This is a genomic window from Novosphingobium nitrogenifigens DSM 19370 (genome assembly GCF_000192575.1).
GTDB classification, from domain to species: Bacteria; Pseudomonadota; Alphaproteobacteria; order Sphingomonadales; family Sphingomonadaceae; genus Novosphingobium; species Novosphingobium nitrogenifigens.
In genome coordinates, this window is sequence record NZ_GL876934.1 from 294,293 (window position 1) to 316,389 (window position 22,097).

Genomic DNA, 22,097 nt, shown 5'->3' on the forward strand with positions numbered 1-22,097 from the left:
TCACCCCCACCGCTTCACGAGCTTGAGCTTTTCGCGCACTTCGGCCGGGCCGAGCAGACGCGCGCCCATGCCTTCGAGAACCTGCTTCGCCCGGCTGACGAGATCGCCGTTCGAGGCGAGCTGGCCGCGACCGAGATAGAGATTGTCCTCCAAACCGACGCGCACGTTGCCACCGGCAAGAGCGGCCATGGCCACATAGGGAAGCTGCATGCGACCGATCGAGAAGCCGCTGAAAATCGCGCCTTCGGGAAGCTGCTTGACCATGGCCATCGTCGTCAACGGATCGTCGGGCGCGCCATAGGGAATGCCCATGCACAGCTGGATCATCACCGGATCGTCGAGCAGCCCCTGCTTGATCAGGTGCTTCACGAAAACGAGGTGCCCGGTGTCGAACACTTCGAGTTCGGGCCGCACGCCCAGTTCCTGAACGCGCCTGGCCATCGCGCGCAGCATGCTGGGCGTATTGGTCATGACATAGTCGCCGGCGGCAAAGTTCATCGTGCCACAGTCGATCGTGCAGATTTCAGGGAGCAGTTCCTCGACATGGACGAGCCGCTCGAGCGGCCCCACCATGTCGGTGCCCGACGGATCGAGCGGAAGCGGGTTTTCGCCCTGCCCGAACACGATGTCGCCGCCCATCCCGGCAGTGAGGTTGATGATCACGTCCTTGCCCGAATCGCGGATGCGCTCGACCACTTCGCGATAGAGCTTGGGGTCGCGCGCGCCCTTGCCCGTTTCGGGGTCGCGCACGTGGATGTGGGCAATGGCCGCGCCTGCATCGGCGGCCTCGATCGCGGCTTCGGCAATCTGCTTGGGCGTGATCGGAAGACCCGGGTGCTTGTCGGCAGTTTCGCCCGCACCGGTCACCGCACACGTAATGAAAGGTTCGAAATTCATCGCTGGATCGCCTTTGCTGTCATCCGGGCTTTCGCGGCCATGACGATACCCACGCCACACGACAGCATGATCTCGTTTTGCGAAGCACAGGGCACATTTTGCGACATCGCCAACAAGGCCCGCGGCGCGCAAAAAAGGCGGGCGGGAACCGCTTGCGAATCCGCAAAACCGGCCTGTACGTTCGCTCACATGCGTAAGGGCGTGCCGGGGTGATGGGCCGCTCTTGCATTCCATTCCCCCGGACACCCACGATGCGAATGGCCAAGCCCCATGCAACTGGTTGAATCCCGATCGATCGATTATGTCCCGCTGGCCGAACGCCACGGCAAAGTCTGGCACCTCTGGCCGATCTGGTTCAGCGGCGACGCGCATCTGGCGACTCTGGCGACCGGGGCCATCGGCCTTGCCGCCGGGCTCGGCTTTGGCTGGTCGGTGCTGGCGATCCTTGCCGGTGGCGCGCTCGGCACGCTGTTCATGGCCTCGCACTCCAGCCAGGGGCCCGAACTGGGCCTGCCGCAGATGATCCAGTCGCGGCCGCAATTCGGTTATCGGGGCGCGCTGCTGGTCTGGTGCTTCGCGCTCGTCACCTACATCGGCTATACCGTGTTCAACGCGGTCATGTTCGGCGTCGCGGTCCAGGACCTGTCCGGGACGGAACTGTCACCTGGGGGGCTCGTTACCGCGTTCGGGCTGTTCACGCTCATGGCCATGGCGCTCGCGATTTGCGGCTATGACTGGATCCACCTTGCCCAGCGCGTGCTGGCAGCCGTGGTCATCGGCACGCTGGCGCTGTTTTCGGTCGGGATCTGGCTGGTCGGCGGGCATTCCCCGCAATTCGTGTTCGGCACGTTCCTGCCGCTGCCCTTCCTCGTCCAGTTCTTCGCGGCGGCAGGATACCAGCTGTCGTGGTCGATCTATGTCTCCGACTACTCCCGCTATCTCCCCCGCGATGTCGGCATCACGTCGAGCTTCTGGTGGACTTTCCTTGGCGCGTTCATCGGCGGGGCGTGGATGATGCTGGCCGGTGCGGCCGCCGCCGCGCTGTTTCCCGGCAAGGAAATCGTCGCCGCGCTCATCAGTGCGGGCAATCTGGTCTTTCCCCATTTCGGGCCGACGGTGGTGGTGCTTTGCGCCCTGCCCCTGCTCACGATCACCACGCTCAATCTCTACGGCGGGTCGCTGACGCTGCTGTCGATCCTCGACAGCTTTCGCCACATTGCCAATCCCGGACGCGCGCGGCTCGTCGCGCTGGGCGGTCTGGGGATCGTCTCGGTCTGGCTGGCCGCCTTTGCCGGAGGCAATGTGCTCGGCTTGATCGAACGGCTGCTGTCGGTGCTGATCTACCTGTTCACGCCGTGGACCGCGATCAATCTGGTCGATTTCTTCTTCGTGCGGCACGGGCACTATTCGGTGCGCGAAATCTTCAATCCCGACGGGATCTATGGCCGCTGGAACTGGCGCGGCCTGCTCGCCTATGGCGTCGGCTTCCTGGCCATGGTCCCCTGCTTTGCGACCCCGGTCTATACCGGCCCGATCGCCCACTGGCTCGGCGGAGCGGACGTCTCGATGCTGGTCGGACTGCCGGTGTCGTCGCTGGTCTATTACCTCGCCTGCCGTTCGCTCGATCTTGCCGGCGAACGTGCCCATATCGAAAAGGCCGATGCCGGCCTCGAAGACGACGCGGAACCGTCGCTCGCGATCGATTTCGACAACGCCCTGCCGGAAGCCGCCGCGTGAACGCGCAAGGCTCACTCGCCATGGCGCTGGGCGCGGCACTTGTATGCTCGGGCCCCGCTCTGGCCGAACCGCCCACCGTCGCGCCGCCGGTCCGGTTCCAGACTCGCTTCGACCCGATGGGCGCGGCCGTCGTCGCCCTGCCCGGTCCGGCCGGACGGACGCTCCATTACGCCGACACCGGCGAACCCGGCTGGCGTCCAGTGCTGTTCCTGGGCGGAACCGGTACCAGTGTGCGCGCCATGCTGATGACCGGCTATCTCGAAACGCTGCGGCGGCAATTGCGCCTGCGGTTCATCACGGTCGAACGCAACGGCTTTGGCGACACGGCGTTCGACCCTGCCTGGACGCTGGGCGACTATGCCCGGGACGTCCGCACCGTCCTCGATCACCTGCACATCGCCCGTTTCGGCATGGTCGCGATCTCGGGGGGCGGACCTTATGCCGCGCATATCGCCGCCACCATGCCGGAGCGACTGATCTCGCTCCATTTCGCCGCCGCGCTTGCCGATGCGCCGGTCGGGGATGGCGCCGATTGCAAGGCCGATCTCGACCAGCTTGCCCACGCTCTTGCCCCGACGGTCGACAATCCCGAAAGCTGGTGGGCCTATCCCTCACAAAGCCCCACGCACGCGATCCCCGGCTTTTCCGAACGCGCCTATGACGAAGGTGCCCGCACCTTTTTCATTCGCGGCCAGATGGGCGACGCGCGACCCGAAGCGGCCGAATTGCTGCGCTATTGCCACGCGACCTTGGACGCGCTTCCGCTCGACCGGGTCAAGGCGCCGACGTTCACCTATTACGGCCTTGCCGACCGGACGGTGACGCCCGCCAATGCCCGGTTCTGGCAGACGCATCTGGGCGGCCCGGTCACGGCTCGCGCCTACCCCGGCGAAGGGCACGACGTACAATACCGCCACTGGGATCAGGTCCTGATCGACCTTGCGGGCCTCGGCAGTCGCACGCTCGTCTGCACCAAGGGGCGCAGCCGTCTCGTTCCTGCAAAAGAGGCGAAGGCGAACCTCGGCCTGTGCCTGTGGCAAAGGCCGGACTGATCCGCCCCCTCGCGGCTCAATGCGCTGCGAGTACGACCGGACCTTCGGAAAGCTCCGCCCCGCGGCGCGCCTGAAACGCCACCACGACCGCCACTGCCGCCGCACACGTGGCAAGGCCGAGGCACCCGACCAGACCATAGCCCGACGTCGCTTCGGCCAGAAACCCTGCCGCCAGAGACCCCGCCGACTGCGCCACCAGCCAGGTCGCCGTGGTTCGCACCGCCAGCCGCCCGCGCGGATCGTGGGCATAGGCAAGGCCGAGGATCAGCGGATAGCTGACATACCAGCTGACATCGTAAAGCTGCAGCGCGACGGCAAAAACCAACTGGCTGTTGACCGTGGTCAGTACCGCGCAGGTCACCCCGCAGGTCAGCAGCCCAGCTTCGAGCAAGCCGCGCCGCTGGCCACGGGCAAGCGCCATGGTGAGGGCAAAATTGCCGAGCGAACTGAGCAGTGTTCCCATGCTCTGATACCGTCCGAACGCGGTTGCGGGCAGGCCGATGGCATGAGCCGCACGTTCCATGAAGGGCCAGATCGCCATGGTTCCGAACGCGAACAGGGCCATGGCCAGAATGACGGGCCAGCCGCCCGGCGGCACCGGCTCCACCTCCGCTTCCGCCTTGTGTTCGGGTTCATCCCGTTCACCCCCGCGCGGCAACAGGACCATCGCGCCGCCAAGCGCCGCTGAAATCCCTGCCAGCGTCAGGAACATCGCCGAAAGCCCGCCCGCGACCCCGATCATCGGCAGCGTCACATTCATCGCCGCAAAGAGCAGCACCTGCAACGAAATGCCGATCGAAATCGCCCGCGCCGGTTGCCCGGTCCGCCCCGCCGCAACATTCACCGCCGTGTTGAGCATGCCATAGCCAAAGCCCGTCCCCAGCCTGCCCAGCAAGAGCAGCGGATACCAGGACAGATGGGCCGATCCGACTTGCAAGAGCGCGATGAGGCCACTCGCAGCCAGTCCCAGCGTTCGGGCGCTCACCACATGGGCACGCGGCGCGAACAGGAACATCGCAATTGCAAAGGACAGCGTTTCGGCCGTGGCAAAGGCCCCCATTTCCGCCGGGCCGAAACCATAGCGATCAATGAGGCCACCGACGAGATAGGGGGTGAAATTGATCCCGAGATGGGCCGCCGCGCTGGCAGCCGCGATACCGCCATAAACGGCCAGACTCGAAGCGGGGGACTGCGACGAGGAAGTCCCGGGAAACGACGTTTCGGCAGCAGGCTCGGACATGGCTGGGATCCTTGGTGCGCGGGGCTGTCAGGCCGGATGGAGCAGGCGCGCCGGGGGAGCTTTCCATCGCCCCCGCTCGGCACTGGGCGGACGCCCGAATTTCTGGAGATAGGCGCGGGTCATCGCGCTTTTGGACGAAAAGCCGGTGGCAACCGCGACCTCGATCAGCGGCAGGCTCGTTTCCTTGAGAAACGTGCGCGCGCGCTCGAGCCGCAGGTTGCGGTAATAGGCCGCCGGCCCGAGCCCGAACTGGGCCAGGAACAGCCGCTCCATCTGTCGCCGGGTGATCCCGACATCGAGAGCCAGATCCTCGAGCGGCCTTGGGCTTTCGATTTCCGTTTCCATCCGGCCAATGACCGAGACGAGACGCGGGTCGCTGGTGCCGATGCGGGTAACGAGATCGAGCCGCTGGCGCTCTTCGCGGCTGCGGATGCGGCTGTGAATGAACTGTTCGGACACCGCACGGGCAAGCGCAGGCCCCTGTCGCCGGGAAATGCGTTCGAGCATCATGTCGATCGCCGCCGTCCCGCCCGCACACGTGAAGAGCCGGTCGCCGAGGCAGAACAGTTCCTCGGTCACGCGCACATCGGGGTAATCCTCGCGAAAGGCGGGCACCGCTTCCCAATGCAGCGTGACCGGCGCGTCACCGATCAGCCCCGCTTCGGCGAGGAGATAAGCGCCGGTATCGAGTGCCCCCAGGACGACGCCCTTGCGCGCCATGCGACGCAGGGCTGCGACCAGAGGCCGGTTGATCGCCCGACGCGGTTCGAACCCCGCGCACAGAATCAGGGTTGCGGCATTTTCATCGAGGGGGCCATCGACCGCCACTTTCAACCCGCACGACGCCTCGACCGCTGCCCCGTCGGGAGAGAACAGGCGCCAACCGAAAACAGGCTTTTGTGCCAATCGGTTGGCCACGCGCAGGGGTTCCATCGCCGCGACGAAGGCCATCGCGGAGAAGCCGGGGACGAGGTAGAAGCTGTAGGTTTCCTGCTCCAGCGGAGCGAATGCGGCACTCATGAATCAGGAAACAAACACAGATTCGGCCGCTTGCAAACGCCGTTTCAAGCAATGACAAGCTATATTTGCCGATGTCGTAAATTGATTCCACAATGTCGCAAAGGCGTAAACGAAGCGCCGCCTCGCAGGTAGACTGCCCCGACCGAAAAGGATCGAATCGAAAGGGCTTGTCGATGGATCTGACGATCACCGAAAAAGGCCAGCTCAAGGTTGCCGCCCCCGGCAGCGAAGCGGTCGTACTGCACCCGATCTGGCTGCGCGAACGGCTTCCCGACGCAGCCGTGCTTGATGCCCGGACCGGTCAGCGGCTGGAAGAGTCGGCAGAAACCCCGACCGACTTGCGCGTCACGGCGGCCGAACTCGACGGCACGATTTCCTTTTCCGACGGCTTTGCGACGCTGCTGCCCTCCGACTGGCTGACCCGCGCGATCGTTGCCGAGCCGGCCAGCGGCAATCGTGTCCATTGGGACGGCACGCTCGATCCCGCGCTGTTCCCGGCGGCCGACCTTGCCGCGATGAAGGACGATCCAGCCGTGCTCGGACGCTTTCTCGACGGCGTTGAAACCCATGGCTTCGGCGTTGTGCGCGGGGTTCCGCTCGATCTTGACGGCGGGCTCGAATTTGCCGGCCTGATCGGGCCGATCCGCCGCACCAACTGGGGCGGGGTTGCCGATGTGAAGGCGATTCCCAATGCCTATGACCTGACGATGACCCCGCGTCATCTCGAACCGCACAGCGACAATCCCTATCGCGAGCCGGTGCCCGGTTACATCCTGCTGCATTGCCTGACCAACGATGCCGATGGCGGGGATTCGACGCTGGTCGACGGGTTCCATGCCGCCGCGATCCTGCGCCGCGACGATCCCGAAGCGTTCGAGGCGCTCGTCACCACCGACGTCACTTTCCGCTATCACGACGAGACCGCATTCCTCGAAAACCACGGCCCGCTGATCGAATGCAATGCGGGCGGCGACGTTGTGCAGATCCGCTATTCCAACCGCACCGAGATGATCGACCGTCTGCCGGTGGAAAAGCTCGAACGCTATTACGAGGCGCGCGCCGCGTTCTGGAAACTGATCGCGCCGACTTCGCCGCTGACGCTGCAATTCCGCCTGCAACCGGGCGAATTGCTGATGATGGACAATTACCGCCTGCTGCACGGGCGCACCGGATACACGCTCGCGGTCGGCTCGCGCCACATGCGCCAGTGCTATCTTGATCGCGATTTCGTGGGCAGCCGCCGTCGCCTGCTCGCGCCGGCCTGATTCCATCCCCGACACATCTGCCCCGCTTCAAGGAGAGAGCCCGTGTTCCGCCATTTCGATGAAGCGACTGCCGAAGACTGGGTGCCGATCGGCGAGAAGTTCGACATTTTCCAGACGGGTCTGGTCGGCCAGCTCGTCGCCCACCTGCGTCTCCTCGAACCCCATGACCTCGGGTATCCGATCGATCGCTATGCCCATTCGCTCCAGACCGCGACGCGAGCCCTGCGCGCCGGGGCGGATGACGAAATGGTGGTCTGCGCCCTGCTCCACGACATCGGCGACACTCTCTCGCCGGTGAACCACGGGCCGATGGCCGCTGCCATGCTGGCCCCTTACGTCTCGCCGCTCAATGCCTGGATGATCGAACATCACGAGGAATTCCAAGGCTATTACTATGCCGAGTATTTCGGCGGCAACAAGCACGCGCGCGACCAGTACGAAGGCCATCCCGCCTATGAACGCACCGCCCGTTTCACCGACGAGTGGGACCAGAAAGCGTTCGACCCCGATTACGACACGCTGCCGATCGAGGCGTTCCTTCCCGCAATGGAGCACGTCTTCTCGCGCAAGCCCTGGGGCGAGCACACTCGCGTCGAGGCTCCTTCCGAACCGGCACTCTGAAAGGTTCCAGCGATGACCACCGAGCTCGAAATCGTTCAGGACTGGCGCGTCTTTGCCACCGAACACAGCCTTTCCGCCGTCGAACTGTCCGGTGACGAGGCGATCGTCACCTGGAGCGACGGGCGTAAGACCCCGCTCAACCGCTTTTTCCTGCGCGACAACTGCACCTGTTCGACCTGTTACCTGCCCCTGACACGCGAACAGCTGTTCGAGATCACCGACGCTCCGGCAGACCTTGCCGCGGCGAGCGCGGGGATCGATGCCGAAGGCAATCTCGTCGTCGGCTGGTCCGACGGACACAAGAGCAGCTATGCGCCCGGCTGGCTGCGCAGCCACGCGCCTGATGCCGAGAGCCGCGCCGAACGCCATGCGGCGCGCGCGCGTCCCTTCATCTGGGGACGGGAATATGCCGACGCCCTGCAATCGTTCGACTACGCCGACATCATGGCCGACGATGGCGCTCTCTGGGCCTGGCTCAGTGCCTTGCGCTCCTCCGGGCTGACGCTCGTCCGCAACGTGCCGGTCGAGGAAGAGGCCCTGCTCGCCCCGATTTCCCGCATCTCGCATTTGCGCGAAACCAATTTCGGCCGCGTGTTCGATGTGAAATCCAAGCCGCGTGCCGACAGCGCCGCCTATACCAGCGTCAACCTGCCTCCGCACACCGACCTCCCCACCCGCGAATTGCAGCCGGGAGTGCAGTTCCTCCATTGCCTTAAAAACGAGGCGGTCGGCGGGGAAAGCGTGTTCGTCGACGGTTTTGCCATCGGTGAAGCCATGCGCGCCGAGCACCCGGACGAATTCGCGACGATCACCACCGCCCCCATGGCGTTCTGGAACCGCGACGACCGCACCGACTATCGCTGGACGGCGCCCGCCATCGCGCTCAACGTCGAAGGCGATCTCGACGAAGTGCGCTTTGCCAATTTCCTGCGCGGGCCGATCGATGCCCCCGCCGAACGGATGGGCGAAATCTATGCCGCGCTGCGCCTGTTCCAGGCGATGACCCGCGATCCGCGCTTCTTCATCGAACGCCGCCTTTCTTCGGGCGATATGTGGGCATTCGACAACCGCCGGGTTATGCATGCCCGCCGCGAATTCGACCCCCAGACCGGGGAGCGCCACCTGCAGGGGGCCTATGTCGACCGCGACGAGATCAATTCACGCTGGCGCGTGCTTTCGCGTCAGTTGGGAGAACCTTGCTGATGGCTACAGTGCCCGCCGATCGTCAGGATTTTGGCCGTTTCGACAATGCCGAGCGCCAGACGCGCTATGAATTGGCCGCGTGCTATCGCCTGGCCGCGCGCTACGGCATGACCGACATCATCTATACCCATATTTCCGCGCGCATCCCGGGCACCAACGAAATCCTCATCAATCGCTTCGGCGACATGTTCCACGAAGTGAAAGCCTCCAATCTCGTCAAGTTCACGATCGAGGACACACCTTCGGAACAGGACGTCAATCCGGCGGGCTATCTGATCCATTCGGCCATCCACGGCGCGCGCCACGATGTCGGCTGCGTCATGCACACCCACACCGTCGCGGGCATCGCGGTTGCCTGCCAGACCAAGGGCCTGCTGCCGATCAGCCAACACGCGCTGCAATTCTATAACCGCATCGGTTATCACGACTACGAGGGCATTGCCCTTCTCGACGATGAAAAACCCCGGCTCGTCAAGGATCTGGGCACGCACGGCGCATTGGTCCTGCGCAATCACGGGCTGCTGACCGCCTATGCCACGATCGCTGAAACCTTTGCAGCGATGTACAATCTCGAACGGGCCTGCCAGATCCAGATCGCGGCAATGACCGGTGGCGCAGAACTCTATCCCATTCCCGACCACATCTGCGAACTCACGGCCCAGCAGACCGTCGGTTTCGCTGGTCAGGAAACCGGCGTGCCCGAATGGACGGCCCTGTTGCGCGATCTTGCCCTGACCGATCCCGATTTCGCGGACTGAGGATCTCGGCATGACAAGCACGCCCGCCAGTTTCGCGGTCATCGCGGATTCCTCCGACCTTCTGGTCAAAGCCTTTGCGGCCGCCGGTGCCGATGAAACGCTGGTCACGCATTTTCACGGCCAACCGGACGAGGAGACCATGATCGCGCGGACGGCGGGCTATCCGGTAATCGTCGTCAATGACAGTTGCGTCACTGCACGCGTCATGGACGCCAATCCGGCGCTCCGGCAGATCCTTTTCCTCGGTACCGGGGCGGCCAATTTCGTCGATCTCGACGCAGCCGCGCAGCGCGGCATCCCCGTTCACACGATCAAGGGATATGGCGACCGCGCAGTGGCCGAACACACAATCGCCCTGCTCTTTGCGGTCTGGCGCGATATTCCCGCCCAAGACGCCACCATCCGCAGCGGCGGCTGGCACGGCGCGCCCATCGGGGAACTGCTGGGCAAGACCATCGGCCTTGTCGGACTTGGCGCGATCGGGCAGGAAGTCGCGCGGATCGCGTCGGCCCTCGGCATGACCGTGATCGCATGGGCCCGGCGCCCGATCGATCTTCCCGGCGTCAAGCAAGTCGATCTCGACACTTTGCTGGCGCGCGCGGACATCGTGTCGCCCCACCTGGCTTTCACGCCGGAAACTGCAGGTATTCTCGATGCTGCCAAATTGCGCTCGATGAAGCGCGGCGCGGTCTTCATCAACACGGCGCGGGCCGAGCTGACCGACGAAGCGGAAATCCTCGCCATGCTCGAAGACGGCCATCTGGCAGGCGCCGGGCTCGACGTCTTTTTGCGGGAGCCGCTCCCGGTCGACCATCCCATGCGCCGTGCGCCGCGCGCCGTGCTCACTGCCCATACCGGCTGGTACAGTCCGGAAGCAGTCACGCGCCTGGTCGGTCGCGGCGTCGAAATTCTCAAGGCCGAGCGCGCCGCACTCGGCCTTTGAATTCGACCTGCTTCAGTCGAGCAGGGTCTGAATCTTCTTGAGCAGCGCGCCGATGCGTTCAGCCGCTTCGCTGAACGTTTCGACGTCGGCGCGATTGCCGTTGCCGCGCGCTTCCTTGGCGGATTCGAGGTAGCCTTCCATGTCCGCTTCGAGTGCGTCCACGAGGATTTCAGCTTCGTCCTCGGTAAGGGTCAGTTTGATAGACTTGGCCACTGCGGTCCCCTGTCGTTGAAGGAGCGCCCCTTAGGCACAGGAACAGCAATCCGTCCATGATGCCGGGGATGGATCGTGGGGATAGAGCGCCCACCCGCCTTCCCCGTCACGAGGAAGGCGGGTGGGGCAAAAGGGATCAACCCTTCTTCAGGTGACGACGTCCGAGCAGTTCAGCGATCTGCACGGCGTTGAGCGCCGCGCCCTTGCGCAGGTTGTCCGAAACGCACCACAGCGCGAGACCGTTTTCGACGGTCGGGTCTTCGCGAACGCGGCTGACGAACGTGGCATAGTCACCCACGCATTCGATCGGGGTGACGTATCCGCCGTTCTCACGCTTGTCGACGAGCATGACGCCGGGCGCTTCACGCAGGATTTCCTGGGCTTCGGTCGCGCTCAGTTCGTTTTCGAGCTCGACATGAAGCGCTTCGGAATGGCCGACGAAGACCGGCACGCGCACGCAGGTGGCGACGACCTTGACCGCAGGGTCGAGGATCTTCTTGGTTTCGACCACCATCTTCCACTCTTCCTTGGTCGAACCATCGTCGAGGAAGACGTCGATGTGCGGGATCACGTTGAACGCGATCTGCTTGGTGAACTTCTTGGGTTCGACCGGATCGCCGACAAAGATCGCGCGGCTCTGTTCGAACAGTTCGTCCATGCCTTCCTTGCCCGCGCCCGACACCGACTGGTAAGTCGAGACGACAACGCGCTTGATCTTGGCGCGGTCATGCAGCGGCTTGAGCGCGACAACCATCTGCGCGGTCGAGCAGTTCGGATTGGCGATGATGTTGCGTGCCTTGTATCCGTCGATGGCTTCCGGGTTCACTTCCGGAACGATCAACGGCACGTCCGGGTCCATGCGATAGAGCGACGAGTTGTCGATCACCACGCAGCCCTGGCTGGCGGCCTTGGGCGCATAGATCTTGGTCGGACCCGACCCGGCGGCGAACAGCGCAATGTCCCAGCCGGTGAAGTCGAAGTGCTCGACGTTCTGCACTTTCAGCTTCTTGCCGGTTTCGCCGAACTCGATTTCGGAGCCCTGCGAACGCGACGAAGCCAGAGCCGCGATCTCATCGATCGGAAACTCACGCTCGGCCAGGATGTTGAGCATTTCGCGCCCGACATTACCCGTCGCGCCAACGACCACTACCCGATAACCCATCGTCTTTACTCCCTTGGCCCCGGCCGCAAACACGCGAACCGCTTGGTGAGGGCCTCATCGAGCGGGCAAGTGCCGCCCATCCACCGTTTACTTGCCGCCCGGGACAACCCCGTGGCGATCGAGGAAATCGAATACCCGTTCGTAGAGATGCACGCTGATCTTCGGCCCGCCGATGGCATGGGTCTGGCCGGGATAGAGCATCATCTCGAACGGCACCGCCCCTGCCTGCATCGTCGCGGCAAAGGCGGTCGTGTTGTCGAGCACGACGTTGTCGTCCGCCATGCCGTGAATGACGAGCAGCGGATCGCGGATCTTCGCCGCTTCGGCAATCGCGCCCGCGCGCTCATAGACCCCGCCCTGCGCCTTGGGATCGCCCAGATAGCGTTCGGTATAGGCAGTGTCGTACAGCTCCCAGCGCGTGACCGGCGCGACCGCGATCCCTGCGGCCCAGACGTGCGCGTGCTTTTCCAGCATCTTGATCGTCATGTAGCCGCCATAGGACCAGCCGAACGTCGCAATCCGGGTGGGATCGACGAACGGCAGCGTCTTGAGATACTGCGTCCCGGCCAGTTGGTCCTCGACTTCGACCGTGCCCATCGCGTGGTGGATCTGGCTGGCAAAGGCGACGCCCCGGTTGTCCGAGCCGCGATTGTCGATCGCAAACCAGATATAGCCGCGCGCAACCACCGCCTGCGCCAGAGCGCCCTGCCACCCGCGCTTGACCACCTGCACGGTCGGCCCGCCATAGTGATAGGTAAAGACCGGATAGGTCTTCCCCGGTTCGAGCGGCGGGGTAATCATGACCCAGTGCAGGTCCGAACCGTCCGCCGCCTTGATCGTGCCGAACTGTGCCGGGCGATGCGTGGCAAGGAACGGGGCATAGGGGTGATCGCCCTCGACCCGGTTCTCCTCGATCCACGCCAGCCGCTTGCCGGTCTCGTCGGCAAGATAGGACTGCTGCGGCTGCCGGTCGGCGCTGCGCGTCACGATCAGCGTGCGACCGCTGGGATCGGCACTCGCGGCATTGTCATAGCCCGGATCGCCAAGCGGGGTCAGCGTGCCCGGATGCGCAAGATCGAGCGCATAGAGCTGGCCTGCCAGCACGTCGTCGCGATTGCCGGTCAGGATCACCCGCCCGGCCTTTTCATCGACACCGACCAGGCCGGTGACTTCCCAGTTTCCTTGCGTCAGCTGCTGCCACTGCCCGTCACGGAAACGATAGAGATGGCCGTGACCGTCGCGTTCGGACCACCAGATCAGGCTGCCGTCGGCAAGGAAGCGATAGTCGTTCGACAGGTTGACCCAGCTGTGGGGCGCGGCCTGTTCCGAAAACAGCACGCGCGAGGCCCCGGTCGCGGGATCGACCGCGAGCATGTCGAGCCGGTCCTGCACGCGATTGAGCCGCTGGACATAGACGGTCTTGCCGTCCTTGGCCCAATCGACCCGCGCGACATAGATGTCCTTGTCCGGACCCAGATCGATCGCCACGCGGCTCTTGCCATCGGCAGAGATCACGAACAGCGAAACCGCCGCATTGGGGGTTCCTGCCGCCGGATAGCGTTGCTGCGTCACCTTGGTCGCCCCGGCCCCGATCGCGGCGCGGGTCACCATGCCGACGCCGCTTTCGTCGAAGCGTTCGACCACCAGTTGTGTTTCATCCGGCGCCCACCAGAACCCCGCCATGCGGTTCATTTCTTCCTGGGCGACGAATTCGGCCTCGCCCCAATGGACGTCGGCATTGCTTTCCTCGGGCGTCACCGCCTGTGCCGCGCTGTCCTGTGCCGCGCCGTCGAGCGGGGCAACCCACAGGCGTCGGTCGCGCACGAACGCGATGTGCCCGCCCTTGGGACCGAGCCCGGGATTGAGCACTTCGCCCCCGGTCGCCGCCGCCACCGGCACGACCTTGCCCGCATCCTTGCCGGCGACATGGGCGAGGAACAGCTGCCCGTCGACCGGGACCAGCACGCTCTGCGCGTCAGGCGACCAGTCATAGCTGACCACGCCCTTGATCCCGCCGATCCGCTGCCGCTCGCGCTGCATCTTGGCCGCCTCGGAAAGCTCGTGCCCGCTCGACAGGCGCGCCGAATCGACCAGCATCCGCCAGTGCCCGGTATGGCGGTCGAACCCCCACAGGTCATAGCGGTCGCGATCCTCGGCCCGGTTGCGCAGGACGGTGACGAAACGTCCGTCCGGCGACAGGCGCAAGGCGCGCGGCGTCGCCCCGGCGATACCGGGGCTGGCGAAGACACGCTCGAGCGTCAGCTTTGCAGGCGCGGCAGAGGACACGGCAGTCTCCCGGGCATGGACAGGAAGCGAAGCGAGACCGGACAGCGCCGTCATGCCCACAAGGAGCGCGGCAAGACCGGCTCCGGCACGCGGGCGTGAAAACGGACGGAGGGGAAAACGCATCCGGCGCAAACTCGACAAGTGGGATCTTCGACAAGCGAGGCTTGAACAGGCAAAAAGGCGCCCCGGCTGTTTTGCCAGGACGCCTTTTCACGTGTGTTTCGTGTCGCGGCTACGGGCCTTGTCAGCCCGTCCTGGTCAACCCTCGGCGCCGGAGCGGGTTTCGCGCCGCTCGGCAATTCGGGCGCTTTTGCCGGTGCGGCCGCGCAGGTAGTAGAGCTTCGCCCGACGCACGACGCCCCGACGGACGACGGTAATCGAATCGATGTTGGGCGAATAGAGCGGGAACACGCGTTCGACGCCTTCGCCGAACGAGATCTTGCGAACGGTGAAGTTCGAGCCAAGGCCACGGTTCGAACGCGCGATCACCACGCCTTCGAAAGCCTGCACGCGGGTACGTTCGCCTTCGACGACGCGCACGCCAATGCGAACGGTATCACCCGCACGGAAGTTCGGGATTTCCTTCTTCGCCTTGAACTCGGCAATGGCTTCAGCTTCAAGCTGCTGAATCAGGTTCATTTTCTAACGTCCGTCGTTCCACGCTGCGCGCCAGAGGCAGGCTGGCCCCGAACGCCGACATGGCGTTCCCAAAGGTCCGGCCTGCGTAGCCGAGTATCATCGTCCGCCCTTTGCTTGCGCCAGGCGGCGATTTTCGCATGATCCCCCGATCGCAGCACTTCAGGGATCGTGCGCCCTTCCCAGTCAACGGGTCGGGTATAGTGGGGGTATTCGAGAAGGCCGTTCTCGAACGACTCCTCGTGCCCACTGGAAGCCGCGCCCATTACTCCGGGAAGCAGTCGAATGCAAGCATCGAGCAGCATCAGTGCGGCACATTCGCCGCCCGAAAGCACGATGTCGCCGACCGAAATCTCCTCGACCTCGCGCCCTTCGAAGATGCGCTCGTCGAACCCCTCGAATCGTCCGCACAGCACGGTGACCCCCGGCCCCGCTGCCAGTTCGCGCACCCGCGCCTGCGTCAGCGGTCGCCCGCGCGGTGTCATCGCCACGACCGGCGCATCGGGATGAAGCGTGCGGGCGTGGTCGATCGCCTTGGCCAGCACATCCGCGCGCAGGACCATCCCGGCCCCGCCGCCAGCGGGCGTATCGTCGACCGTGCGGTGCTTGTCGGCGGCAAAGTCGCGAATCTGCACGCGGTCGAGCGTCCACGTCCCTTCCCCCAGGGCACGACCGGCAAGGCTGTGCCCCAGCGGTCCGGGGAACATGTCGGGATAAAGCGTCAGGACAGTGGCGGCAAAAGTCATGGCTTGGCCCATTGCCCCCTGAGCCGCCCGCTGTCGAGGCGGTTCGTCGCCCCGGTCACGGTTGGGACGGCACGTAGACGTATCGCAAGGCCTGAAGCGTCACCGGGTGCGTCGGCGCAAGCAGGACCGTGCCGTCGATGTGCCCATGGGTGCAAGGCCAGGTGAACGTCCCCGCCATGGCCCCGCCCGGAACGATCGGCGCGGAAGTGTCGCAGAGGCCGGCCTTGACCTTGGTCTCGGCAAGATACCGCACCCAGTTGCCGTCGCTGCGGTCCATCGCGAAATTCATCGCCACGCGCCCGGCAAGCGGCCCCACGTTGCCCTCGGCCCAGACATCGCGGGCAGAAACATAGAACCCGGCAAGCTCGGGCGAGACCGGCGCTTCGGGCCGCTTGAGCAATCCCTTCTGCAACAGCAGCACCGCCGAATCCCAGACCGGCGCCGATGGTCCCGAATAGGTCCGGTTGGTGAGCGCGAACAGGGCAACGCCGAATTCGGGCAAGAGCAGGACGTGGCTGCCATAGCCCGGAAAGCCGCCGCCGTGGTTGAGCGTCAGGCCGAAATCGCAATCCTGCACCACGCGCCAGCCCATGCCATAGGCGAGCGCGCCCGGACAGGCGCTGGCACCGCTCGCACCGAACCGGCGGAACACCGACTGGAAATTCAGCCCCTGGGCAATCTGGCGAACGGTCCCGCGCCGGACCGGCCCCTTGTCGGCATCGTCGCGCGGGGGCCAGGCCGACAACAGGAACGCAAGCCACCGGGCATAGTCCTCAGCGCTGACTTCCAGCCCGCCCATGCTGTTGAAGGCGCCGTCGGCCATCGTCGGTTCCTCGACATAACCGCCGTTTTCCCAGCGATAGCCGATGGCGCGACGATCGCGCGGGTGGGCCAGCACGTCAAAGCCGCTCGATGTCATGCCGAGCGGGCTCAACAGCGTCTTTTCGACATAAGTCCGATAGGGCGCATGAGTGACATTGGCGATCACCCGGCCCAGAATCGCATAGCCGAGATTGGCATATTCATGGCGCATTTCCGGCGCGCGCGTGAACGAGACGCCCTGCGCCAGGAGCCTCGTGAAATCCTCCTGCGAAAGAACTTCCTGCCGGTCGCCCCAGGGATCGTCTGTGACGAACCCGGCCACGTGGTGAAGCAAGTCGCGCAAGGTGATTTTGGGCGAATCGGCAGTCGGATAAGTCCAGCCGCGCATTTCCGGCACGTATTTCTCGGCCGGATCGTCGAGCGAGAGCAGTCCCTTGTCGCGCAAGGACAGGATCGAGAGCGCGGTAAAGGCCTTGGTCATCGACGCGATGCGGAAGAGCGAGGCGCCATCGACCGGGCGTCGCCGGTCGAGATCCTGCACCCCCATGCCGTGCACATAGGCAAGACGGCCCCCTGCCACCACGCCATAGACCATGCCCGGCACGTGGTTGTCGGCCATCCACTTTGCAAAGATCGCGTCGATCTCGGGAGCGAGCGATGCCACCCCGACGGAAACCTGCGCCGGAGGAGCCGGCGGCGCAACCCGCGCGCGCGCTTCGGCCACGACCGGAGCCAGCGTCAGCAGCACCCCTGAAAAAGCTGCCAGTACAGACCGTTCCCGCATCCCTTACGCTCCACCACAGACCCGCAGGTCAATCCCCACGGGCCATGCTGGAGCAAGGCACAGGCCTTGACCAGACCGCAAGCGGTTCCTTTTTGGGAGCAAATCTGTCGGAAGAGGTCAGCCGCGCCGATTACGGCACGACCTGAAAGAACGCGGGCAGGATCAGTCCTGCGCGTAGACCGCCGCGATCACCAGACGGTCTGCGTCCCATTCGAGCACGGCTTCGGGGCGCATCGGCACCATGAACGCCTTGCCGTCGGGACGACGAATTTCGAGCACGTCACCGGCGCCGAAATTGTCGACGGCAACGCATGTGCCGAGCGCTTCGCCCTCACCGCTTACAACGGCAAGACCGATCAGGTCGGCATGGTAATATTCGCCCTCCGCCAGAGGCGGGAGCGCGGAACGCGGCACGGTCAGAGCCGTGCCGCGCAACTTTTCGGCGGCGGTGCGATCACCGGCTTCGGCGAAACGGGCCAGAGCCCCACCCTTGCCGTCATCACGCAGCGATACCGGTGTCAGGGTGCCGCCATTGAACGCCTTGTAGCGCTTGAGCGCGGCAACCCCTTCGCCGAACAGTTTCAGCCGCACATCGCCGGTCACCCCATGCGCACCAATGACGGCCGCGAGCGTGACCGGACGATCGATCGACAAGGATCAGGCCTCGGCAGCAGCTTCAGCTGCTTCAGCAGCCTTGGCAGCCTTTTCTTCGGCGCGGTCCTTGGCCTTCTTGCCGGGCTCACCCTTGCTCGGGTTGCTGGTCGCGGCGCGTTCCTTGATGCCCTGCTTGTCGAGCAGACGGGCAACGCGGTCGGTCGGCTGAGCGCCGACGCCGAGCCAGTAACGCACGCGGTCGTCGACGAAACGCACGCGGTTTTCGTCGTCCTTGGCGAGGAGCGGGTTATAGGTCCCGACCTGTTCCAAGTACTTGCCGTCGCGCGGAGCGCGGCTGTTGGCAACGACGATCTTGTAATAGGGGCGCTTCTTCGAACCGCCGCGCGACAGACGCAGGGAAACAGACATTTCTTACGCTACCTTTCGTTTTAATCCGATAAATTCAATTGAAATCCGTTACTTCCGCTTGAGCAGGTCGCCCAGGTTGGACGGCATCCCGCCCAGCCCCGGCAACTTGCCGCCACCTGGAAGTCCACCGCCGGGAAGGCCGCCCAGTCCGCCTGGCCCGGCCTGCTGGTCGAGCCCCGGCATGGCAGCGCCAAGGCCACCCTTGCCGAACATGGCGGCCAGGCCCTTGAGCCCGCCCATCTTGCGGATCTGCTTCATCGCGCGCGCCATTTCCTGGTGCATCTTGATGAGCTTGTTGACGTCCTGGACCTGCATGCCCGCGCCCTTGGCCACGCGGATCTTGCGCTTGGCATTGAGCAGTTCGGGCTTGGCGCGTTCCTTGGGCGTCATCGAGCCGATGATCGCATCCATGTGCAGCAGGACGCGATCGTCCATGCCCGACGCGGCCATGGCCTGCTTGGCCTTCTTCATCCCCGGCATCATCCCGGCAAGAGCGCCAAGACCGCCCATGCGCTGCATCTGGCGCAGCTGGGTACGAAGGTCGTTCATGTCGAACTCGCCCTTCGCCATGCGCTGGGCAAGCTTTTCGGCTTCCTCGACCTCGACGGCAGCAGCCGCCTTTTCGACCATCGAGACGATGTCGCCCATGCCCAGAATGCGGCTGGCGACGCGTTCGGGATGGAACGCTTCGATCGCGTCGAGCTTTTCGCCCGTCGCTGCAAACTTGATCGGCTTGCCGGTCACGGCGCGCATCGACAGCGCCGCACCGCCGCGCGCATCACCGTCCATACGGGTCAGCACGACACCGGTCAGCGGCACTTCACCGGCAAAGCTCTGCGCGACGTTGACCGCGTCCTGACCGGTCAGCGAGTCGACGACCAGCAGGGTTTCGCGCGGCGAGGAGACAGCCGCGACTGCCTTCATCTCGTCCATCAGCGCCTGGTCGACGTGGAGACGACCGGCGGTGTCGAGCAGAAGGACGTCGATCGCCTGAAGCTTTGCAGCCTGAATCGCGCGATTGGCGATCTCGACCGGCTGCTGACCCGGAACGATCGGAAGCGTCGCCACCCCGACCTGCCCACCGAGCACCGCAAGCTGTTCCTGCGCCGCCGGACGATTGACGTCGAGCGAGGCCATCAGGACCTTCTTGCCCTGCTTTTCCTTGAGCAGCTTACCGATCTTGGCCGTGCTGGTGGTCTTGCCCGACCCCTGCAGACCGACCATCATGATCACGACCGGCGGAGTTGCAGCCAGATCGAGATCGGACGTTCCGCCGCCGAGCATCTCGACCAGCGCGTCGTGAACGATCTTGACCACCTGCTGCCCCGGCGTGACCGAGCGCAGGACCTGCTGACCGATGGCCTGTTCGGTCACCGCATCGATGAAACGGCGGACGACGGGGAGAGCAACGTCGGCTTCGAGAAGAGCGATGCGCACTTCGCGCATGGCGGCGCGAACGTCGTCTTCCGTAAGCGCGCCGCGCCCGCGCAGGCGGTCGAATACGCCGCTCAGCCGGTCTGACAGACTATCGAACACGTTGCGCCACTCCTCTTGGTCCGCGCCCTGCCCGCTTGCGAACCACCCATGGCACCGGCAGGATGCACCGCATCACCACCATAACGCCAAAAACGCCGGTGGGCGAAACCTCGCCGACCAGCGTGGGCAATCCGCTACAAAAGAGCCGAAAGCGAATCTCGTGCAACAGCCCCAATCGGCTGTTCCAGTGCGGCCCCTTACCCCTGGAGCCCCATTTTTGCAAGCGCGGGAGTGCAAACACAACCTTAACCCATAATTCAGCGATCCTGCTTAAGCTGCACCCTCGGGTCGACGGATTTCCACGACGGCAGACAGTCCCGTGACGGGAAATTCAGGGAGGAGCGAGCCAGTCGCGATGGCACGGCAAGATTTTCAGGATAACCGGGCGCGCGCGGGCATCGAAGGGACACACCGGACCGGACCGCGTCAGGGACCGACGATCGAGGCTGCGCCTCCCCTGCCATTGACCATGCCGATTTTCGCAGGACAACGAAACACGACCGGCGAATATTCCCACGATCCCATTTCGCTGGGCATACTCGTGGCTGCCGTCATGCTCTTCATCAGCTCGGGCTCGACTGTCCTCACCCGACTCGCCCGCCATTTTCTCTACGGCGAAGGCCATCCCGATCCGGTGCTGACCAATGCGGTCCTGCTCAATATCGCGCTGATCATCTTTGGCTGGCGCCGGTACGCGGACCTCCATCGCGAAGTGCTCATCCGGCGCAAGGCCGAAACGACGGCGCTTCGCCTTGCCGAAACCGATCCGCTGACCGGCTGCCTCAACCGCCGGGGCCTCGACGCGGCTCTCGCCACGACGCTGAGCCGCCACGTCGAACTGGGCGGCAACCTTGCCGGACTTCTCATCGACCTTGATCGGTTCAAGCAGGCCAACGACGTTCACGGACACAAGGTCGGCGATGCGATCCTGTCGGAAACGGCGCGCCGGATCGATACCGGCCTTCCCCAAGGCAGCGCCCTGGCCCGCTTCGGAGGCGACGAATTCACAGCACTCGTCCCGCTCATGAGCGGCGCGGATCCCTCCGGCGAGATCGACCTCATTTCGACCCGCATCAGCAAGGCCCTGGTCGAACCGATCCGTCATGACGGCCACACCGTGGCGCTGACCGCCTCGATCGGCAGTGCCGTCGCATGTACGCCGCATCGCGACGACCTCTCGTCCACGGCGAACGACCTTCTGAAACAGGCCGACATCGCCATGTATCAGGCCAAGAAGGAAGGGCGCGGCCACTATTGCCGGTTCACTCCGGCAATGGAGCGGGAAATGCTGCAACGCTGCCGGCTCGAGCAGGAGATTCGCGAAGGCATCGAGCGCAACGAATTCGTCCCTTGCTACGAGTTCCAGATCGACCTGACCTCTGGCGCGATCGTCGGGCTGGAAATGCACGGTCGCTGGCTGTCCCCATCGCGCGGTCCAGTCACGGCCGACGTCTTTGTTCCCCTGGCCGAGAACATCGGCATCATGGGCCACGTCTGGGAAAGCCTGATCCGCAACGCCTTTGCAGACATGGCGACCTGGGCGCCGCACCTGACGCTTGCCGTCAACGTCTCGCCCGGCGACTTGCGCGATCCCTGGTTCGCCCAGAAACTGCTCAAGATGCTGATGGAAGCCCGCATCGCACCGGGACGGCTCGAAGTGGAAATCGTCCACGGCTGCCTCGATCAGGATTTCGCCCTGCTGCGCTCGCTGTTCATCTCGCTGCACAATCAGGGCGTGCGCCTCAGCCTCGACGACTTCGGCACACTTTATTCCAGCCTTGCCCAGTTACGTGCCTTGCCGCTCGACCGGATCAAGATCGATCCGGCCTGCATCGTCGGGATCGACCGCGACGAGGATGTCGAAACGATTCTCGGCGCGATCGGCTCGGTCGGACACAATCTTTCCCTGCCGATCACGATGCAGGGCATCGACACGCCCGAAATGCTGACGAAATTGCGCGGACACGGTTTTTCCCGAGGCCAGGGCAAAGTCTTCGGCCCGCTGCTCAATGGCGCCGAGTTGCGCCGCGAACTGGCGATTTATGGTCTGCTCCACGATCGCGAGGACAAACCCGCCCCCGATGTCCCTGGAACCGATGCCGACGAAAACAACTGCCGCCGCACCGCGTAACCCGCGTGTCCGTCTTTCGGAC

At 64.6% G+C, this 22,097-nt stretch carries 20 protein-coding genes; 8 read left to right on the plus strand and 12 right to left on the minus strand.

Annotated elements, in window-relative coordinates:
* Positions 1 to 897, minus strand: coding sequence for a BKACE family enzyme (locus Y88_RS15530; RefSeq protein ID WP_008070939.1), 897 nt, complete (start codon positions 895 to 897; stop codon positions 1 to 3).
* Positions 898 to 1,167: 270 nt separating this feature from the next.
* On the opposite strand from Y88_RS15530, the gene Y88_RS15535 reads away from it, so the two are divergent.
* On the plus strand, positions 1,168 to 2,634 hold the full coding sequence (locus tag Y88_RS15535) for a purine-cytosine permease family protein (protein WP_008070944.1): 1,467 nt from the start codon (positions 1,168 to 1,170) through the stop codon (positions 2,632 to 2,634).
* Positions 2,631 to 3,686 carry an alpha/beta fold hydrolase gene (locus Y88_RS15540; protein WP_008070945.1) on the plus strand — a complete coding sequence of 352 codons (1,056 nt, stop codon included), beginning with the start codon at positions 2,631 to 2,633 and terminating at the stop codon, positions 3,684 to 3,686. Before Y88_RS15535 ends, Y88_RS15540 begins: the two co-directional genes overlap by 4 nt.
* Before the next feature lie 16 nt (positions 3,687 to 3,702).
* Here the strand turns inward: Y88_RS15540 and Y88_RS15545 are convergent, their stop codons facing one another.
* Both Y88_RS15545 and Y88_RS15550 read right to left on the minus strand, forming a co-directional pair.
* Positions 3,703 to 4,926, minus strand: a complete 1,224-nt coding sequence (locus tag Y88_RS15545) for an MFS transporter (protein WP_008070946.1) — start codon at positions 4,924 to 4,926, stop codon at positions 3,703 to 3,705.
* A 27-nt stretch (positions 4,927 to 4,953) separates the two neighbouring features.
* On the minus strand, positions 4,954 to 5,946 hold the full coding sequence (locus Y88_RS15550) for a GlxA family transcriptional regulator (protein ID WP_008070949.1): 993 nt from the start codon (positions 5,944 to 5,946) through the stop codon (positions 4,954 to 4,956).
* A gap of 173 nt (positions 5,947 to 6,119) precedes the next feature.
* On the opposite strand from Y88_RS15550, the gene Y88_RS15555 reads away from it, so the two are divergent.
* The 5 genes from Y88_RS15555 to Y88_RS15575 are packed head-to-tail and all read left to right on the plus strand — an operon-like array spanning position 6,120 to position 10,736.
* Positions 6,120 to 7,211: a TauD/TfdA family dioxygenase gene (locus Y88_RS15555; protein WP_008070950.1), complete on the plus strand. Its 1,092-nt coding sequence runs from the start codon at positions 6,120 to 6,122 to the stop codon at positions 7,209 to 7,211.
* A 42-nt stretch (positions 7,212 to 7,253) separates the two neighbouring features.
* Entirely contained in the window at positions 7,254 to 7,832 is a 579-nt protein-coding gene (locus Y88_RS15560; RefSeq protein WP_008070951.1) for an HD domain-containing protein, read from the plus strand.
* A gap of 12 nt (positions 7,833 to 7,844) precedes the next feature.
* Positions 7,845 to 9,035, plus strand: a complete 1,191-nt coding sequence (locus Y88_RS15565; RefSeq protein ID WP_008070952.1) for a TauD/TfdA family dioxygenase — start codon at positions 7,845 to 7,847, stop codon at positions 9,033 to 9,035.
* A complete protein-coding gene (locus Y88_RS15570; RefSeq protein WP_018075851.1) occupies positions 9,035 to 9,793 on the plus strand; it encodes a class II aldolase/adducin family protein in 759 nt (252 codons plus the stop codon). The genes Y88_RS15565 and Y88_RS15570 overlap by 1 nt, the downstream gene beginning before the upstream one ends.
* Positions 9,794 to 9,803: 10 nt before the next feature.
* A complete protein-coding gene (locus Y88_RS15575; RefSeq protein WP_008070954.1) occupies positions 9,804 to 10,736 on the plus strand; it encodes a 2-hydroxyacid dehydrogenase in 933 nt (310 codons plus the stop codon).
* A gap of 12 nt (positions 10,737 to 10,748) precedes the next feature.
* Here Y88_RS15575 and Y88_RS15580 read toward each other — a convergent pair whose 3' ends face one another.
* The 9 genes from Y88_RS15580 to ffh all read right to left on the minus strand — a co-directional run bounded on the left by Y88_RS15580 (position 10,749) and on the right by ffh (position 19,944).
* Positions 10,749 to 10,949: a hypothetical protein gene (locus Y88_RS15580; RefSeq protein ID WP_008070955.1), complete on the minus strand. Its 201-nt coding sequence runs from the start codon at positions 10,947 to 10,949 to the stop codon at positions 10,749 to 10,751.
* Positions 10,950 to 11,085: 136 nt separating this feature from the next.
* Entirely contained in the window at positions 11,086 to 12,111 is a 1,026-nt protein-coding gene (locus Y88_RS15585) for an aspartate-semialdehyde dehydrogenase (protein WP_026166983.1), read from the minus strand.
* Positions 12,112 to 12,198: 87 nt separating this feature from the next.
* A complete protein-coding gene (locus Y88_RS15590; RefSeq protein ID WP_008070958.1) occupies positions 12,199 to 14,520 on the minus strand; it encodes a S9 family peptidase in 2,322 nt (773 codons plus the stop codon).
* Between the two features lie 135 nt (positions 14,521 to 14,655).
* Positions 14,656 to 15,036 (minus strand): 50S ribosomal protein L19, encoded by a 381-nt coding sequence (rplS, locus tag Y88_RS15600; protein ID WP_008070959.1) that lies wholly within the window; start codon positions 15,034 to 15,036, stop codon positions 14,656 to 14,658.
* Entirely contained in the window at positions 15,033 to 15,779 is a 747-nt protein-coding gene (gene trmD, locus Y88_RS15605) for a tRNA (guanosine(37)-N1)-methyltransferase TrmD (protein ID WP_018075852.1), read from the minus strand. Before trmD ends, rplS begins: the two co-directional genes overlap by 4 nt.
* Before the next feature lie 55 nt (positions 15,780 to 15,834).
* Positions 15,835 to 17,385 carry a serine hydrolase domain-containing protein gene (locus Y88_RS15610; protein ID WP_232281112.1) on the minus strand — a complete coding sequence of 517 codons (1,551 nt, stop codon included), beginning with the start codon at positions 17,383 to 17,385 and terminating at the stop codon, positions 15,835 to 15,837.
* Positions 17,386 to 17,547: 162 nt separating this feature from the next.
* Positions 17,548 to 18,039 carry a ribosome maturation factor RimM gene (gene rimM / locus Y88_RS15615; RefSeq protein WP_008070962.1) on the minus strand — a complete coding sequence of 164 codons (492 nt, stop codon included), beginning with the start codon at positions 18,037 to 18,039 and terminating at the stop codon, positions 17,548 to 17,550.
* Between the two features lie 3 nt (positions 18,040 to 18,042).
* Positions 18,043 to 18,408 (minus strand): 30S ribosomal protein S16, encoded by a 366-nt coding sequence (rpsP, locus tag Y88_RS15620; RefSeq protein WP_008070970.1) that lies wholly within the window; start codon positions 18,406 to 18,408, stop codon positions 18,043 to 18,045.
* A gap of 48 nt (positions 18,409 to 18,456) precedes the next feature.
* Positions 18,457 to 19,944, minus strand: coding sequence for a signal recognition particle protein (gene ffh, locus Y88_RS15625; protein ID WP_008070971.1), 1,488 nt, complete (start codon positions 19,942 to 19,944; stop codon positions 18,457 to 18,459).
* 355 nt (positions 19,945 to 20,299) lie between these two features.
* On the opposite strand from ffh, the gene Y88_RS15630 reads away from it, so the two are divergent.
* A complete protein-coding gene (locus Y88_RS15630; protein WP_008070972.1) occupies positions 20,300 to 22,075 on the plus strand; it encodes a putative bifunctional diguanylate cyclase/phosphodiesterase in 1,776 nt (591 codons plus the stop codon).
* The last annotated feature ends 22 nt before the right edge of the window (positions 22,076 to 22,097 follow it).